Here is a 668-nt window from a genome sequence, read left to right on the forward strand (position 1 = left end):
GCCTCGCGGTTGAGTTTAGCGATCGCTATGGACAACCCCTCGGAACGCTACTCAGCCGAGATCAAAATCATACCGCAGTGGTGCCATTAGCGCAAGTTTCCCCCCATTTTATTCAAGCGATTATTGCCGCAGAAGATAAACGATATTATCAACAAGGTGCTGTCGATAGTATAGCCATCGTTCGAGCGATTTTAGAAGCCATCCAAGCCCGAAAAATTGTCAGTGGTGCCTCGACAATTCCCATGCAACTCGCCCGAATGTTGGAACCTGCACCCACAACATTAGTTAATAAAAGTCAAGAAATTTGGTTGGCTTGGCGGTTATTTGCCGGAATGAATAAAGATGAAATTCTACAAGCCTATATCAACCGTTTACCCATGGGCGGAAACCTGTATGGAGTTGAAGCTGCTTCTCGGGCTTATTTTAACATTCCCGCCACAGATTTAAGCCTATCTCAAGCCAGTTTACTCGCCGCTTTACCCAATGATCCAACTGACTTAAATCCCTACTACAATTGGCAAGCTTTAAAACAACGACAACGCTATGTTTTAGATCGGATGGTTGCAGAGGGTTATATTACGTTAAATTATGCGAATCATGCCTATCAAGAAAATGTAGAATTACAACCCCCTCAACTGGATGCGATCGCCGCCCCAGATCGGAAGAGC

Annotated in this window: 1 protein-coding gene; it reads left to right on the forward strand. The window is 45.1% G+C overall.

The window, feature by feature from the left end; translation table 11 throughout:
• A partial coding sequence (locus M595_RS28315) for a transglycosylase domain-containing protein (protein WP_023069973.1) occupies positions 1-668 on the forward strand: 668 nt, incomplete at both ends.

Source organism: Lyngbya aestuarii BL J, assembly GCF_000478195.2.
GTDB classification, from domain to species: Bacteria; Cyanobacteriota; Cyanobacteriia; order Cyanobacteriales; family Microcoleaceae; genus Capilliphycus; species Capilliphycus aestuarii.